Origin of the sequence: Helicobacter sp. MIT 01-3238 (assembly GCF_003364135.1) — a bacterium.
Taxonomy (GTDB): Bacteria; Campylobacterota; Campylobacteria; order Campylobacterales; family Helicobacteraceae; genus Helicobacter_B.
Genome location: NZ_NXLN01000004.1, coordinates 30427 through 48005 on the forward strand (window position 1 = coordinate 30427; position 17579 = coordinate 48005).

Consider the following 17579-nt stretch of genomic DNA (forward strand, 5'->3'; position numbering starts at 1 on the left):
AGGCATTTTGATTTCGCATATAAAGGGGTTTTTATGTTTAAAAGTGTCGCTTCTAAAATTATAGGCATTAGCATTGGCATTTTTGTTGTGGTGCTTGGGATTTCTACCTTTGCAAACTACAAGCAAACTTCGGCTGAAACGATTGAAGTTTATGAGGGATTGCAAAAACTAGCCCTAAACTCGGCATATCTTACCATAGACATTACGATGAATTCCTCCGCTACAAATCAGCTAAACGGACTAGCAAAGCGAATCTCATTAGTGGATAGAGAGGATTATTTACTGCAACGCAGGGTGCTACTAAATCTCGCTCGTGTAGTCGCCTCTCCGCTTGTATTTGTCATCTATGAAAATGATGGCAAACTAATCTCGGTAACTGCCAAAACCACCGAATCCGAGCTAAAAAACGGCGATGATGGCAATAGCTTTGACTTTCGCCAAAGAGAATGGTATCAGCTAGCAAAATCTACCAAAAAATTTGTAGTCTCTGACCCTTACATTAGCAAAGCCTCTGGTTATGAAAACATAGTAGTTGCCACCACCGCTATGCCAATATTTAAAAATGATAAATTCATAGGTGTGATTGGTGCAAATGTGATTCCCTCTACATTCCAAGAGCGGTTTGACAGAATGCACCTTAGAGAATTGCCTAGCCTTGAAGTTTTGCTAGTGGATTCCAAAGGCAGTGTATTTGTGCATAAGGATTTAAATGCAGAAAATCAAGTCGAGTTTAACGAGCTAGGAGCGCAGATTTTAGCACAAAGCAAGACAAACCCGCAGGGCAGATTTGAAACGACATTTGGTGGCAATAAAAAAGTAGTGTTTTATCATCAAATGCCTTCAGGCTGGGTAATCGCCACAGAAGCAAATGAATCGGACTTCGTAGAGGTGATTCATCAGAGTTTTTTGACTTCTATGGGGTTAGCAATATTGTTGCTTGTGCTAGGTGGTGTGGCATTGCTAGCTTGCATTCATTATTTGTTTAAACCGCTAAGCATTATGCAAAATGGACTAAATGCTTTCTTTGCGTATCTCAATCACAAAACAAAACACCCGCCAAATCCTATCCCGCTAAAAGGCAATGATGAGTTTAGCACCATTAGCAAAGCTATCAATGAAAATATTGAGCACACAAAGAAAAACCTAACCCAAGATGAGGAGGCAATACTACAATCCGCCGACACGGCAAAACAAATCGAAGAAGGCAATCTAACGGCTAGAATCACCCAAAACCCAGCCAATCCTCAACTAATCGAGCTAAAAAATGTGCTAAATAAAATGCTAGATTCGCTCCAAGATAAAATCGGTAGCGATACCAATGAAATCGCTAGGGTTTTTAGCGCGTATACGAGCCTAGATTTTACTACCGAAGTGGCAAATGCAAAGGGCAAGGTAGAAGTCGTTACAAACACTTTGGGGCAAGTTATAAAAGAAATGCTAAATTCTAGCTCGCACTTTGCAAAAGATTTGGCACAGCACTGCAAAGACTTAGAGCAATCGATGCAAAAACTAACGCAATGCTCCCAAACTCAAGCTAGTGCGATAGAGCAATCAAGCGCAGCAGTTGAGCAAATAAACGCTTCTATGCAGCAAGTAAATGAAAGGACACAGCAATGCTCTAAGCAAGCAGAGGATATTTGCAATATCGTAAATGTCATCAAAGACATAGCCGAGCAGACAAATCTACTTGCGCTAAATGCCGCTATTGAGGCAGCTAGAGCTGGGGAGCACGGCAGAGGATTCGCCGTTGTCGCTGATGAAGTGAGGAAGCTAGCCGAGCGCACTACGCATTCGCTTAGCGAAATCGAAGCAAATGTAAATATCCTCGTGCAATCTGTAAGTGAAATGAGTGAATCTATGAGAGAGCAAACTATCGGTTTAGAGCAAATCAATGAGGCAATAGGAGAGCTAAACACAGTAACGCAAGAAAATATGTCCGTAGCAATGGCGACAGATGACATAACAAAGCGCGTAAATAGCGTAGCAAAAGAAATCCTAGCAGATGTGGATAAAAAGAAATTCTAATATAGATTTTAATCAAAATTACGCTAGGGAATTTTGTGGCTTTGCTATGATGCAGTGGAATTTTGCAAAAGGATTTTGTAAAGGGGATTTTGTAAAAAATGTGAAGCATAGATACGCACAAACCCCCTCACAATGCTAGCAAAATTATTGCAGATTCCCTGCTTTGCTTGAGGGGGCAAAGATTTTTTCTAGCTGCACCTCATCTAGCTTAAGTCCAAACATTTCTTTGTAGTATTGCTTTGCGTATTGTTTGTATTCATCTTTTATCACTCCCCTTATCGCGCCTTTTTTATCGCCACTAGATTTTACAAACTCTTCATTATGCGCTCTTAGCCACGCCAAAAGCACGGGCAAATCCACACTTGGAGCAAATGGACGATAGCTTCCCAAAGGTAGCTTATACACGCGCTTATTTTTCACTGCTGCAATTCCCTGCCACCGCTTAGAGCGCAAAATCTGCTCTGGCAAAAGCGGAGTAAAATTGTTTATATAAATAATATCTGGATTTAGCTTGTAGATTTCCTCTAAGGAAGTGTTTGCATTGGATTCTAGCATAGCTACCCCACCACTAGATTTAAGCAAATACTTGCTAAAAATCCCTGCGATAGTGAGCTTCTCATCGCTTGCATAGGTGTGGATAAAAATCGCCTTTGGCAAAATCTCATTACTTTGTTTTGCTAGATTTTCTTGCTTAAGCACTTCTTGTAAGATTTGCTGTGCTTTTTGCTCTCTATCTAACAGTGGCGCGATAAGCCTAAACCACCCTTGCAAAGTTTTATAAGAATCATATTTCCACGCACTCACGCTTATAGCAATAGTAGGCACGCCACTTTGGCGCATAGACGCGCACACGGATTTGTTTGCACTATGGCAGATAAACACATCAGGTTTGTAGCTTAGTAGCTCCTCGATATTTTCGCTATTGCCTGCGGGGATTTGGGAAATGCGAGGGAAAATCTCTACCATAAATGAATGTAGCAAAGCGTTTTTTGATGCTTGTGGCATATATATGATTTTATCAGCACTATTTGAAAGCATCATTATCACTGATGGCATAGGCCAAAGCCCAGAGATAGCTATGCGCTGTGGTTCTTTGTGGATTATCACTTTTTGCCCCTCATCATCGACTAGCTGCAGTGGAAATGTAGCACCATAAAGCACGCTAGCAAGCGTGAGTGCAAGAAATATTAGCTTTTTCATTTTGCCTCCTTGTGCTTTAGAATGTCGTTTTCTATCCATTCCATAAAGTTATCAAAAAACGGCTCTGTCTTTGGCATAAAGCCCTGCCCTAGATGAAAATCTGGGTCAAGCGAGGTTACATATAGCCCACCTTTGAAACTTATGTCTTTGTAGATGATTGCCTCTCCTAGCTCGTTTTGCAAAATATTTATACAATCTTTTGGTGGATAAAACGCTCCGTGATAGTGCCATTTGGCAGTGAAAAGCGACATTTTTTCAAAAAGGCTTTTGCCACCCTCGCACACCACAAATGGCATATCCGCGCCCTCGCTAAGCCACCACCAAAAATTCACGCTGTATTCTTTCCACGCGATATTTGGCAAATAATCCTGCGTAATCTCGCCAAAACTCACAATACTCCCACCATTTTTTAGAAAGTCCAAAAACTTATCCTTGCAAGGCAACAAAAATCGCGGATTTGCCCTAGAAGCGATGACGATATAATCAAACTCGCTAAAATCCGTATCTTTGGCTTGCTTGTGGTAGATTCGCTTGTCAAAAAAGTGTGCGTATTTTGCATCTTTGTTGTAGAAAAAGTTGCGCTCATAGCTTGCACCACCTGTGATGATAGCGTTTTTTAGCTTTGGATTTTTGCGCAGTGGATTTTGCGGAGTTTGGCTAGCGATTATGTCGCAATCAAAGTGAAAAAGCCCGCTTTGATTCTCTGTATTTTGGTTTGTGCGTGCTAGATTTTTTGCTATGGTAGATTTTTTGGATTCTCTTTGCTTTAGCTCGTATGCAAGCCATTTAAAAAGATTTAGCCCAAGTCTTCTAGCACTATTGTTTTCAAACACGCCAAATGTCAGCAAATCCGCCCCTGCAGTGCTTACTATCACGCCACGCGTAGAGATTCTATCTATGTAGCCTACTACTTTGCCCTCACTATCGCGCAAAAACACTTCGCAATCTTTTTGCTTATCTCCTAGCTCAAAATACCCGCGATTAAAAAAGCCTTTGACACCTCGCCGATAGTTTATGTCGTATTCGCGTATGCCATTTGTGAGGCTATGTCCTACTAGCTTTATTTCTCTATCTCGTATTTCCACAGGGCTTTTTATGTAGCCTGCATTATTTGGGAGGATTTTTGTATAGTTGTGGCAAAAACTTATCACAATCCCGCCATTGTCCAAAAACTCATATAGCTTCTCTCTATGCTTCCATAGTGCTACCTCATCGATACTCATTCCTAGCACCATAGCGCAGTATTTGCTCAAATCCAGCCCACCAAAATCGCTGTATAAATCCACAAATTCCAGCGCGTTTTTATACAAAAAATGCTCATAGATTCCGTCCTTTTCGTAACCATAAGAATCGATATAAGCTACCTTACCATAGCGCGTAATCTCGCTATGGCTATATGCTTCTTTAAGCCTTGTTGCTAGATTTTGGCTTATGCTCTCTTCACTCGCTACGCAGCAGTTTTGCACACTCATTGTTTCTCCTTTTTGTGATTTTGTGCTTTTTGACTAGGATTTAGCCAAAAATAAAAAGTGCTTGAGGATTACACAAAAAATAACGCATTTTTCTCAAAATATGCACTATTATAAGTCTTAGAAAAGCGCATAAAATAAGAATGAATGATATTTTTGTGTAATCTCGTTACAACACTACCAAAATTTTGATAAAAATTTGCAAAATTAAGTTGTTTTTTTTTTTTTTTGATTATGATTGCGCTGATTGGTAACAATTTTCACTATTTTTGCTACCAAAATCATCAAAATTCTTTAGGAGCTAAAAAATGAAGCCTTTATCCCTTTCAACGATTTCAAGTGCCATAAGTGCAAGTATCATAAGTGCGAGTGTCATAGGTGTGAATCTGCTAAATGCAGAACCTGCTTTGTCAAATGAAGTAGATACAAGCCAAAGCACCACCACTGCTACTACCACAAGCGAGCCAAGTGCAACACCAAGCGCAACAAAAGTAGATTCTAGCGATTCTAGTGAATCTAACAACCCTAGTGAATTTGGAAAATCTAGCGATTCTAGCCAAAATCTAGAGCACGCAGCTGATACCACTCCAAGCTATCAAGGCGAAATCTCTGAAACAAGGCAACTAGAAAAAGTCTCTGTAACTGCGCAAGTAAGCCAAAGCGAACTACCGCTAGAACTACAAAGTAAGCAGATTTCTATCATCTCAAAAGACTCTTTACTAGAGAAAATCTCGCTAGGTGGCGCACAAGCCGCGCTAGAGAGCGTGCCTAGCGTGCTTTACTCGCGAAGCGGTGGAGTAAATGGGCAAATAAGCGTGCGCGGGCAAAACTCCACTTCGCAAAGGTCTGTGGTGATGATAGATGGCGTGCGATTTGCAGGGCGAAGCCTACTAGAATTTAATGTGCTTGATGTAAGTCAATTTGAGTCTATCGAAGTGATTCGCGGTGCGGCTAGCGCACTATGGGGAAGCGATGCGATGAATGGCGTGATAAACTTCCGCTCTAGGAGAAGCAACTACAATCTTGGTGGGGAATCTTTCAAAGCCACAGCGAGACTTCGCTCACTAGAATACCAAAGTGTAAATAACGGCGTAGCTGGGAGGGCAGAGATTTTGGGTGGTGGAGGTGGCTGGGATTTGCTAGTGGGGGTAAGTGCTAGAAATGGAGGGGATTATCTAACGCCTATCCAAAAAGACGGCAAGTTTTTGAAAGCAAAAAATTCTTACTACACCACTTATAATGCGGACTTTAATGTCGGCTACACCACAAAAAATAGCACGAGATTTTACGCACAAGGACGCTACTCACACATAGAGACTTCACGCGCAGGTGGGCTAGCAGCAGCACCGGGCGCAGACTATGGAGTGTATTTTAGAGAAAATCCTATGGCGGAGTATTACCTAAGGCTTGGGGTAAGTGCCAAAAACCTAAAATACGCGGATTCTATGGATGCTTATGTGTATTATCGCTATTGGGATACAGACCTTTGGAATGATAGACGCACGCTAGTAAATGGCAATGGTAACACAGCGCAAAATCTCTTTATCCACCAAGAAGTATATGCCAATCAATATCTAGGAGGTAGAATCTCATTTGACACGCGATACAAAAACAACTACTTTAGCTATGGTGCAGAGATTTTAAGTAGCATAAATCTAACTCCTTATAGACAAAACTTTTTGACTACCGCGCAAGGCGAATGCGGGGCGGCTAGCTGCACTACTATTCGTCCAAATACAAACACGGATTTCGCGCTATTTGTAAAAGATGACTGGAAAGTGTTTGATAATTGGATTTTATCAGGTGCGATTAGAGGGGACTATGTGCTAACGACTATTTCTAAAAAGCGCAGTGATATAGAAAACAAACAAGTTGCCAATAATATGAATGGTGCAAAAGAAAGCGCGGAAGTGCTAGATGCAAATCCACTCATTCACACAGGTGCGCTCACAGGCTCGATAGGAAGTGTGTGGTTTATCACAGACTACATTAGCAATGTCATCAATGTCTCTCACAATTTCCAAGACCCGGGGGCTTCTTCTAGGCTTAGCTCTACGCCATCAGCTTCTACCACGCCTACGATTGCCAATCCAAAAATAAAGCCCGAATACTCCCAAACCGCAGAATTTGGATTTCGATTTACTAGCGAAAATCACTTCGCTTCAATTATAGGATTTTATACAAACTATCAAGATATGGTTTTGGGAATCTTGTTTCAAGACGGACGCAATCGCTATGAAAATATCGGGCGAGCGTTTATCGCTGGTGCGGAGCTAGAGGGCAGGCATAGCTTTGCTAGCTCTAAAGTCTTGCTAACTTACACATTAAGCTACAACTATGGAGAAGACTTGACACAAAAAAAGCCTATCGCTTATCTAGCCCCACTTTATGGAAATCTAACCGTGAAGTTTGACTTTGATAAAGTATATTTCGTGCTAGTTGAGAGGTTTTATGGTGGCAAAAATCGCGTGGCTGGAGCGACAGAATATAGGACAAAATCTTATGCAATGACAGATATTTACGCAGGGCTAAAGTTAGGTGCATTTAAATCTTATATGAAAGATATGGAGCTAATCTTTGGCGTGTCAAATCTCTTTAACACCATAGGGCGAAATCCCGTAACGGTAGGAGCGGTAAACGCACTCTATCCACTTAGCGTAACAAACCCTCTAGTAGAACCCGCACGAAACTTCACACTAAAATATGTGTGGAAATACTAGCTCATCGCTTGTGATTTATATAGCAAAATAAAAAATTTAAGGAAAAAATAATGAAAGCAAAAACACTAGCAATCTCTGCAACGCTACTATCCCAAATATATGCCCAACTATACGCGCTAGAATCCCAAAATGTAGAAACCCACGAGCTAGAGCGCGTAACTGTAAGCGCAAACAAAGGTGCGCAAATAGGCTTAAGTAGCTTACCACTAGAGCTACAAAGTAGGCAAATATCTATCGTCTCAAAAGACACCTTGCTAGAGAAAATCTCACTAGGTGGCGCACAAGCTGCACTAGAGAGTGTGCCTAGCGTGCTTTACTCACGAAGCGGTGGAGTAAATGGACAAATAAGCGTGCGCGGGCAAAACTCCAATAACGGCTACACACTCATAATGATAGATGGTGTGCCTTTCACGGGACGAAGCACGCTAGATTTTAATGTGCTTGATGTAAGTCAATTTGATTCTATCGAGGTGATTCGCGGCTCGGCTGGCTCACTATATGGCAACTACGGCATAAATGGGCTAATCAATTTTCGCTCTAGAAAAAGCAACTACAATCTTGGTGGGAAAGACTTCAAAGCCACAGCGAGACTTCGCTCACTAGAATACCAAAGTGTAAATAACGGCGTAGCTGGGAGGGCGGAGATTTTGGGCGGTGGAGGTGGATGGGATTTGCTAGTGGGTGCTAGTGGTAGAATCGGTGGGGATTATCTAACGCCTATCCAAGAGGGTGGCAAATACCTAAAAACAAAAAACTCCAACTACAATGCGTTTAATTTGGACTTTAATGTCGGCTACACGACAAAAAGCAACACTCGCTACTATGCGCAAGGACGCTACTCAAGCATAGAATCTCACCGCGCAGGTGGTGGAGCTGGAGTTAGTGCGGCACCGGGCAGTTCTTATGGAATCTATGTAAGTGAGATTCCGCTTAGAGAATACTACCTACGACTAGGTGCGCTTAAAAAAAATCTATCTTTTGCCAACTCTATGGATATATACACATATATTCGGCATTGGGACACAGACATTTGGAACTACCGCTCAAACTCCACTTATGGCACAAGCAGAACAAATATCCAACAGCAAGTTTATAATAACAACATAGCAGGATTTAAAATCATCTTTGATAGCACGGCTGGCAAGCACTCTTTGGGATATGGTGGGGAGATAGTAAGCGCGATAAATCCTAGAGGCACAAGGCAGATTTTTCACAATGGAAATGGCACAAACGCCACAGGTAGTGTAAATATCGATGCTCGCCCTAGCACAAACACAGACTTTGCGCTATTTCTCAAAGATGATTGGAAAGTGTTTGATAGGTGGATTTTATCAGGTGCGATTAGAGGGGATTATTTTTTATCCACCGTTGGCAAAGAGAGAATGTCTAGCGAAAATTCTAATGCAAGTAATGGAACTCAAGCCGCGCTAACAAAGCAACTTGATGATAATGACATACTACACAGCGGAGCTATCACAGGCTCTCTAGGAAGTGTGTGGTTTATCACAGACTACATTAGCAATGTCATCAATCTAAGCCACAACTTCAAAGACTCATATAGCTATCGCTACTCTGTCTCTGCTGGCACTCCCCCAACAATGATAAACCCAACACTGCATCCTGAATACTCACAAACCGCAGAGCTAGGATTTCGCGTGCATACGGACAATCACTACGCTTCACTTGTAGGGTTTTTTACCTACTATCACGACAAAATCGCACTTGGAGCGACTTACTATGATAGTATTTTAAACACAAATGCTAGAAAATATCAAAACATAGGCAAGGCATATATCGCTGGGGCGGAGCTAGAGGGCAGGCATAGCTTTTTGGATTCTATGATAGAGCTAGGCTATGTGCTTGCGTATAATTATGGAATGGATATAAGCAATCATAAGCCGATAGCCTATATCGCGCCACTTTATGGAAATATAAGTGTGAAGTTTAACTTTGATAGAGTGTATTTGGGAATAGTGCAGAGATTTTATGCGGATAAATGGCGCATAGACAACACACAAGAGCGCAGGAGTAAGGGCTATATGATGAGTGATATTTACGCTGGAGTGAAGCTAGGGGCTTTCAAATCCTATATGAAAGATATGGAGCTAATCTTTGGCGTGTCAAATCTCTTTAACACCATAGGGCGAAATCCCGTAGTGTTTGAGGAAATAAACGCACCATACTCTATCACAAATCCTCTAGTAGAACCTGCGCGAAACTTCACACTAAAATATGTGTGGAAATACTAACTCATCGCTTGTGTCTTTATGTATGCGATTTATGTAGCAATAAATAAAACGACTAAAGGAAAACCCACAATGAAAGCAAAATCAACAAACAACACCCACACAACACACACTTACCCAAAATCCACAAAAACCGCACTTGCTTACACGCTAGCTATCATTGCTATGGTGTGCATAGCACTCTTAGCATTATCAAGCGGACGCTATCCTATCGCTTTTAGCGAGGTTGTCTCTATGCTTTTTGACACGCTTAGTAACACTCATAGCGCACAATCACAGCAAGAGTATTTACAACAAGTTATTTTGCTAGATTTTCGCGCCCCTCGCGTGCTGTTAGCACTTATCGTGGGTGCTGGGCTAAGTATGTGTGGTTGCGCGTTTCAAAGTCTTTTTAGAAATCCTCTAGCCACACCTGATATTTTGGGCGTAACAAATGCAAGTAGCTTTGGCGCGGTGCTAGCCCTTATGCTTGGGCTTAATATGGTGGGCGTGTGTGCGTTTGGATTTTGCTTTGGGATAGTGTCTCTCGTGCTTGTGGTAGCGGTAAGCTACTCGCGCTTTGTCCCACTAAGTAGCGTAAGTATGGTGCTAAGCGGGATTATCATATCTGCACTTTTTTCTAGCCTAGTAAGCCTTGTGAAATACCTAGCCGACCCGCAAGATACGCTACCTAGTATCACTTATTGGCTTTTGGGCTCGCTCTCACGCGTGTGGAGCGCACAGCTAGGGGCTGGACTTATCGTAGTGGCTTTGGGCTGTGTAGTGCTTTTTGCCCTGCGCTGGAAGCTAAATCTACTCGCCCTAAGCGAAGAAGAAGCAAAAAGTCTAGGGGTAAATCTAAATGCTTTGAGGGCAAGTGTGATTTTATCTTGCACGATTATTGTAAGCGTGAGTGTGTGTCTGTGTGGCGTGATAGGCTGGATAGGGCTACTTATCCCACATATTGCGCGGCTACTTGTGGGAAGTGAAAACTCTAGGGTTTTGGGCTTAAGCGCGATTTTGGGTGCTGGATTTTTAACCCTCATAGATATTATCTCACGCTCGCTTAGTGCTAGTGAGATTCCTATATCGATTTTGAGTGCGATTGTGGGTGCGCCATTTTTTATCTATATATTGCACAAAAACAAAGGAGGAGTAAGGCTATGACTATGCCAAAGCACGATAAAATCCACTGCGACACGATTCACACCACAAATCACACCACAACTATTTTTGAGCCAAAATCAAATCCACCACTGCTTGAAGTAAAAAATCTAAACTTCTCACGCACTAGCAAAATCCTCTCAAATATAAATTTCTCCCTCCAAGCAGGCGAAATCCTAAGTGTGCTAGGACGCAATGGAGCGGGGAAAACGACACTACTAAAATGCCTTTTGGGATTTATAAAAGCCACTAGCGGAGAAGTGCTACTAAATGGCGTGGATATAAGCCACTCTCAAGGTGCAAAGCAAGCAAAAATGTGGGATAACATAGCCTATGTCGCTCAAAACAAAGGTATCCCTCTAGCCATAAGCGCACTAGAAATGGTAACACTAGGGCTAAACTCACATATTACCCTAGTGCCCAAAAAAAGCGACTTTGAAAAAGCAAGCCAAGTGCTAGATGAGCTAAACATCACTCATCTAAAAACAAAAAACTGCGCTTCTTTAAGTGGAGGCGAACTTCAAATGGTGCTTTTTGCCCGTGCTTTAGTCAAACGACCAAAGATTTTAATCCTAGATGAGCCAGAATCAAACCTTGATTTTGCAAATCAAAAAACAATCCTTGATATGCTAAAGGATTTAAGCAAGCAGGGCTGTGCTATCATCATAAACACTCATTTCCCTGCCCACGCGCTGTTTTTGTCCCACAAAGTTTTGCTAATCTCAAAAATAGATTCTACAAAATCTTGCGCGAAAGTGGATTTTCAAGTGGATTTTTCAAAAGATTGTGAAAATCCAAAAGCACGATTTTTGACTGCTAGCGCGTTAGGCGAGGGATTTTCTAATAGCATTTTTGGTGGGAGGGAGCTGCTAGATGAAGCGCATTTAAGTAGCCTATATGGCGTGCCTTTGGTGCTACACTCTATGGGTGCAAATTTTGATTACCAAGAATTTATCGTGCGGATATAGCTTAACTCATAGCAAATTTCAGTAACGCGGTATTGCTTTTAAGAATTTTGTTTCGCACTTTTTAGTCGCTTTAGGTTTATCGTGTGATGATTTTTAAGCGCGATTTTAGCGCACGATTTGCACTTCAGGGACTAGCTCTATGCCAAATCTCTCTTTTACGCGCTTTTTTGCTAGCTCTATCATCGCTAGTGCGTCTGCAAACTCCGCTTGGTAAAAATCTATCTTAGTGAAATTTGTTTTGGTGGAATCTGCTTGGACAAGATTTGTTTTAGTAGGACTTGCTTGAGTAGATTTTACGCCAAAATTTACCAAAAAATTTGCGTGGTGTGGGCTAAACCCTACGCCATTTTGCTCCACACCCTTTAGCCCCACAGCTTCTATTAGCCTACCTGCATAATCCCCGCTAGGATTTTTAAAGCAGCTTCCACAGCTTGGCTCTTTGGGGTGGGTGCTTCTCATCGCTTTAAACTGCTCTAGCAAGCTAGAATCAAAGCCTTTTTTTAGGCGAAATCTAGCCGCGCTTATTATGCCTGCTATATCACTAGAGCGATAGCTTAGGGTAAAATCACTGCGCCAGATACCATCTATGCAGACTTCTAGCAGCGTGTCTTTTATCTCATATTGCTTCATTCCAGCGTTCATTTTGACTAGTCCGCCCACACTCCCCGGCAATGAGCGCAAAAACTCTAGCCCACCTAAATTATGCTGCTTACAAAATCTAAAAAGGCTTGAAGAGCTAGTTTTGCCACCCACTTCGATAACCTCACTAGAATCTTTTGGATTTTGCAAAGTATCTTTTGCCAAAATATAATCAAACTCGGAAGAAAGCATCACTAAGTGCTTAGCATTTGGCGATACAAGGAGATTATAGCCATTGCCTATGCAGGTGTAGGGGAGTTGTTTTAGGCACTGTTGTTTGCCACAAGTGCTTTGCTTTATCTCAAAAATCCCGCTACTTGAGATTTTATCCCCCAAAATCTCATTTTCCAAAATTTTATTTCCCAAAATCTCATTTGGACTTAATCCCTCGCTTGCCAAATCATTCCTCAAATCACTATTCAAGTTTGTAAAATCACTTGCCAAAGAGGATAAGTCTAAATTAGCGTGCGATAAATCAGCCTTAGTGTTGGATTTTGCTTGTGTCAATTTTTCTAAAAAATATAGCTTATCTAGCTTATCCCACACCTTGTGCGAGCCCAATGCACCAAAGGCGACTTCATCGCTTCTCTCTAGCACCCACACAGGCAGTGGAGTGCCGATTTTTAGGCTTGTGTAAGTGGCAAAGTTTATGATTTTTAGAAACATTTTGGGCTTTTGTCTTGTTTAATTTTGCTTAAAATTTTGCGTTTGGAAATCTTATTTTTGTGATTTAAAACACAAAATCTAGCCTATGAATTTAGGGATAAGTTTGATGATATTTGTCGTGTAATCGCTTAGCATATTTAGCATCCACGGCATCGTAAGCACAATTACGGCGATTACGCCCAAAATCTTTGGCACAAAAGAGAGTGTCATTTCATTGATTTGAGTGGTGGCTTGGAAAATGCTGATTAAAAGCCCGATGATAAGCCCTGTGGCAAGAATGGGAAGTGAGATAAGAAGTGTGATTTTGTAGGTTTCAATCGCAAGGGCGACAAGCTGCTCTTCCATATCTGTGTCCTTTTGTTTTTGTGGGATTTTGATTTTGCGTGCTTTAGTAGACTATTATTGTGGATAAAACAAAAGTCCATTATAGCAAAATCTTGCCACAAAATCTCTATGTTCTCTTAGTGGTTGAGGGCGATTTTGGCAATGGGATTTTAAGTATTTCAAATGATTTTACGCAAGTTTTGGCTGATTTTGGTGTGGCTTTAAATAGCTTTACATAAATTAGCACTTGGTTTTTATAAAAAAGCAAGTGCTAATTTATGTGTAATTTATTTTTGATTTTTATATTTTCAAACAATCGTTTGACTTTTTTAAACTTCTTTGCTAAGATTTTGTCGCTTTAAAATTTGAGATAAAGCTTTAAAAATAAGGCGGTGATTTTTTGGGTAAAAAGGTTTGTTTTCTCTAAAGTGAAAATTGCAGAACTTAAGGCACGATTTTTGCCTTTATTTTGCTACAATTTCGCCATTGCTTTGTCGATTTCAGCATTATCAAAAGTTGGCTTTCAAAAGTCGCAAAATATGGACTAAACAACCACAAAACACCAAAATCAAATACCTAGACACAACCTAACAAAACCCCAACAAAACCTAAAAGAGGTAAAACAAAAATGTCCCAAACAATGCAAAAAAGCAAACAGATAAAGCAAATAAGCCAAGAATCCACAAAAACACATTCTGCAAATCCCACACTTGATACCTCACTTTCTACTACCACGCTTTCTGCCACACCACTACTTCTTGGCATAGATGTCGGCTCTACTACGGCAAAAATCGCGCTTTTGGACGAGGGGAAAATCATCTATAAGCGATATGAGCGACACTACTCAAAAGTGAGAGAAAAAGCCATAGAAATCATCACTGATTTGCGCGAGATAGTCGGCACGCGTGAGCTAAAAGTAGCCCTAAGTGGCTCGGCAGGATTTGGCATAGCAAAAGCAGTTGGCATAGATTTTGTCCAAGAAGTGTTTGCCACAGCAGAAGCGGTGAAGTTACTAGAGCCAGATACAGATGCGGTTATCGAGCTAGGTGGGGAAGATGCCAAAATCTTATTTTTGAGCGGAGGAAGTGAGGAGCGAATGAATGGTTCTTGTGCAGGTGGCACGGGGGCGTTTATCGACCAAATGGTAACCCTGCTAGCAATTAGTGCGCAAGAATTTGATGAGATTTCTCTAAATCATAGCAAAATCTATCCTGTGGCAAGTCGCTGTGGAGTGTTTGCCAAAACCGATGTCCAGCCTCTGCTAAATCAAGGCGTAGATAAATCTAACATTGCTGCTAGCATATTTCAAGCTGTGGTAAATCAAACCATAAGCGGACTAGCACAAGGGCGCAAAATCACAGGCAAAGTGCTGTTTTTGGGTGGACCGCTGTTTTTTTACAAAGGCTTGCAAGAGAGATTTGCTAAAACTTTGCAAGAGGACTATGAAAAAAGTCAAAGCTATGAGAGAGCAAAAAACAAAAATCCTAGCCACACCCAAAATACTCAAAATCCCGCAAAATCCATTAAGCCTTTTTGCGCGGTTTTCCCTGATTTTGCTCCTTATGCGGTGGCTATCGGTGTGGCAAGGTGTGCTAGCGAATCAAGCAAAACATTTAGCTGTGATAGCCTACTAGAGAGATTGGAGCAATCCAAAAACACCGCTTCTCGCAACAAATATCTAAAGCCACTTTTTGCTAGCCAAAAAGAGCTAGATGATTTTAATGCTAGGCACAAAAAAGCTAGCCTAAAAATTATAGACATTGATGAAGCCTTTGAAGCAAATGGAGGAAAGCCCATAGAAGCCTATCTTGGAGTGGATTGTGGTAGCACCACTACCAAAATCATACTGCTAGATTCTGCAAACAACATACTTTATCAATACTACAACTCCAATGAGGGCAATCCTGCAAGCGTGATTCACTCCCAACTAAAGCATATCTACAAGCATTATGGTTCGCAGATTTTTATCAAAGGAAGTGCCGTTACAGGCTATGGCGAAGAGCTTATCAAGTCTGGCTTTGGACTAGATGCAGGCATAGTAGAGACAATGGCACACCTAAAAGCCGCGCAGTTTTTTAACCCAAAGGTGGATTTTATCATTGACATCGGCGGGCAAGATATGAAGTGCTTTTATATCCGCAATGGCACGATAGATAGCATAATGCTAAATGAGGCTTGCTCAAGTGGGTGTGGGAGCTTTATAGAGACTTTTGCTCGCTCTATGGGACATAGCGTGAGTGAATTTGCAACTCTAGGGCTAAAGTCAAAGCACCCCGTAGAGCTTGGCTCGCGCTGCACGGTGTTTATGAATAGCTCTGTCAAAGAAGCACAAAAAGAGGGTGCAAGCATAGAGGATATAAGTGCTGGGCTGTCTATGAGTGTGGTAAAAAATGCGATTTACAAAGTGATTCGTGCGCGTGATGCTGATGATTTGGGACAGCAAATAGTCGTGCAGGGAGGGACATTTCTAAATGATGCTGTGCTAAGGAGCTTTGAGATAGAAATCGCTAGAAATGTCATTCGCCCAGAGATAAGCGGGCTTATGGGTGCATTTGGCGCAGCTCTTTATGCCAAAAGTTTAGAACTAGACAAATCTAGCATTTTAGATGAAAATGATTTGGAGCATTTCTCACATAGTGCAAGTGCGACAAACTGCAAAATCTGTGGAAATAACTGCCACCTAACGATAAATAAATTTAACGATTCAAAAGGAGCGCGGAAATTTATCTCGGGCAATCGCTGTGATAAACCACTAGGCATAAAAAAACAAAGCACTCTCCCAAATATGTATGAATACAAGCTAAATAGGCTAAAGGACTTGACTAACTACAAGCTATATGAAAATCCAAGCCAAAATCCGAAATATAAAGGCAAAATCGGTATCCCACTAGGGCTAAATATGTATGAGAATCTACCCTTTTGGCACAAACTTTTTAGCGAGCTAGGCTTTGAAGTAGTAGTATCAAAATTTAGCTCAAAAGACACATACCAAAAAGGGCAGTATTCTATCCCTAGCGATACAGTGTGCTACCCTGCCAAACTTATGCACGGACATATTGAGGATTTGCTAGAGCAAGGGATAGAAGCGATATTTTACCCTTGTATGAGCAAAGGATTTCAAAATAGCCAAAATCACCAAGACTCTAGCACCAAAAGCTATAATTGCCCCGTTGTCGCTTACTATCCAGAACTACTTGCAAACAATGTCGACAAACTAAAAGAAGTGCGATTTTATTATCCCTACTTTGGCTTGCACAAAAAAGACAATTTCTACCGAAAATCTAGCCGATTTTTTGGTGAAATGTTTAGGGATTTTGCAAAATCCAAAAGCGACAAAAAAGGGCTAAAATCCGCGCTAAAAAACACACTAAAATCCACCATAAAAACGACAAGCAAAATGCTAGGACTAAAAGATTTTAGCCAAAAAGAGCTAAAAGCTGCACTTGATAGTGCATATCGCTTCCGTGAGGAGTGGCTAGCTGATATTCGTGCTAAGGGTGAAGAGATTTTGCAAATCACAAAGGAGCAAAATCTAAAAGCTATCGTGCTTTGTGGACGCCCATACCACATAGACCCAGAGATAAATCACGGCATAGATAAGCTCATAAATTCTCTTGGGCTAGTCGTGCTAAGCGAGGATACCATAGCTCATCTCGCACACGCAAAAGATTTGCAGATTTTAAACCAGTGGAGCTATCACTCACGGCTTTATAATGCCGCGCAGTTTGTTTGCGAAAATGAAAATATCGAGCTAGTGCAGCTTGTGAGCTTTGGCTGTGGGATAGACTCTATCACTACTGATGAAGTGCGCGAAATCCTAGAATCAAAAGGCAGATTTTACACCCAGCTAAAAATCGATGAAATAAGCAATCTAGGTGCGGTAAAGATTCGTATCCGCTCGCTAATAGCAGCTATGGAGCTAGCTAGCCAACACCACAAACAAGATAGCAAACAGCTAGAAGCAAAATCTAGCTTTATGGATTCTAGTGTGCTAAAGACACAATCTAATAGTGCTGTCTTTGCTACTAAAATCGATAATGCTAATAGCACAAATAGCGAGCAATCAATCATCTTTCGCAAACGCGCAAATATGGCTTTCCCCTCTGTGCTAGCTACTCGTCAAAATCTAGCAACACAAGCCACAAAAGAAAATGCTTAAAATCAGCTAAATCTAAAATC

11 protein-coding genes are annotated in these 17579 nt (G+C 41.3%); 7 read left to right on the forward strand and 4 right to left on the reverse strand.

Features of this window, described 5'->3' with window-relative positions:
* The first annotated feature begins 33 nt into the window (after window positions 1-33).
* On the forward strand, window positions 34-2025 hold the full coding sequence (locus CQA40_RS02135; RefSeq protein WP_115519336.1) for a methyl-accepting chemotaxis protein: 1992 nt from the start codon (window positions 34-36) through the stop codon (window positions 2023-2025).
* A gap of 144 nt (window positions 2026-2169) precedes the next feature.
* Here the strand turns inward: CQA40_RS02135 and CQA40_RS02140 are convergent, their stop codons facing one another.
* Window positions 2170-3225, reverse strand: coding sequence for an ABC transporter substrate-binding protein (locus tag CQA40_RS02140; RefSeq protein ID WP_181882794.1), 1056 nt, complete (start codon window positions 3223-3225; stop codon window positions 2170-2172).
* A complete protein-coding gene (locus CQA40_RS02145) occupies window positions 3222-4697 on the reverse strand; it encodes a hypothetical protein (protein ID WP_258864423.1) in 1476 nt (491 codons plus the stop codon). The genes CQA40_RS02140 and CQA40_RS02145 overlap by 4 nt, the downstream gene beginning before the upstream one ends.
* A gap of 305 nt (window positions 4698-5002) precedes the next feature.
* Here CQA40_RS02145 and CQA40_RS02155 point away from each other — a divergent pair, with 305 nt between their 5' ends.
* The 4 genes from CQA40_RS02155 (at window position 5003) to CQA40_RS02170 (ending at window position 11771) form a co-directional block, all read left to right on the forward strand.
* Window positions 5003-7414 carry a TonB-dependent siderophore receptor gene (locus CQA40_RS02155; protein ID WP_115519339.1) on the forward strand — a complete coding sequence of 804 codons (2412 nt, stop codon included), beginning with the start codon at window positions 5003-5005 and terminating at the stop codon, window positions 7412-7414.
* Window positions 7415-7464: 50 nt separating this feature from the next.
* The gene (locus CQA40_RS02160; protein WP_115519340.1) at window positions 7465-9663 is read left to right on the forward strand and encodes a TonB-dependent receptor; all 2199 of its coding nucleotides are present in this window, start codon (window positions 7465-7467) and stop codon (window positions 9661-9663) included.
* Window positions 9664-9732: 69 nt separating this feature from the next.
* The gene (locus CQA40_RS02165) at window positions 9733-10806 is read left to right on the forward strand and encodes an iron ABC transporter permease (RefSeq protein WP_258864424.1); all 1074 of its coding nucleotides are present in this window, start codon (window positions 9733-9735) and stop codon (window positions 10804-10806) included.
* A gap of 2 nt (window positions 10807-10808) precedes the next feature.
* Window positions 10809-11771 carry an ABC transporter ATP-binding protein gene (locus CQA40_RS02170; RefSeq protein ID WP_258864425.1) on the forward strand — a complete coding sequence of 321 codons (963 nt, stop codon included), beginning with the start codon at window positions 10809-10811 and terminating at the stop codon, window positions 11769-11771.
* 105 nt (window positions 11772-11876) lie between these two features.
* On the opposite strand, the gene CQA40_RS11520 is transcribed toward CQA40_RS02170, so the two are convergent.
* Window positions 11877-13076 (reverse strand): hypothetical protein, encoded by a 1200-nt coding sequence (locus tag CQA40_RS11520; RefSeq protein ID WP_258864426.1) that lies wholly within the window; start codon window positions 13074-13076, stop codon window positions 11877-11879.
* Window positions 13077-13154: 78 nt separating this feature from the next.
* Window positions 13155-13421, reverse strand: a complete 267-nt coding sequence (gene fliQ, locus CQA40_RS02180) for a flagellar biosynthesis protein FliQ (protein WP_023927448.1) — start codon at window positions 13419-13421, stop codon at window positions 13155-13157.
* Window positions 13422-13480: 59 nt separating this feature from the next.
* Between fliQ and CQA40_RS10965 the strand changes: the two genes are divergently transcribed.
* Complete coding sequence (locus CQA40_RS10965; protein ID WP_181882795.1) at window positions 13481-13639, forward strand: hypothetical protein; 159 nt, start codon at window positions 13481-13483, stop codon at window positions 13637-13639.
* A 389-nt stretch (window positions 13640-14028) separates the two neighbouring features.
* Window positions 14029-17559 (forward strand): acyl-CoA dehydratase activase, encoded by a 3531-nt coding sequence (locus CQA40_RS02185; protein ID WP_258864427.1) that lies wholly within the window; start codon window positions 14029-14031, stop codon window positions 17557-17559.
* Window positions 17560-17579: the final 20 nt, after the last annotated feature.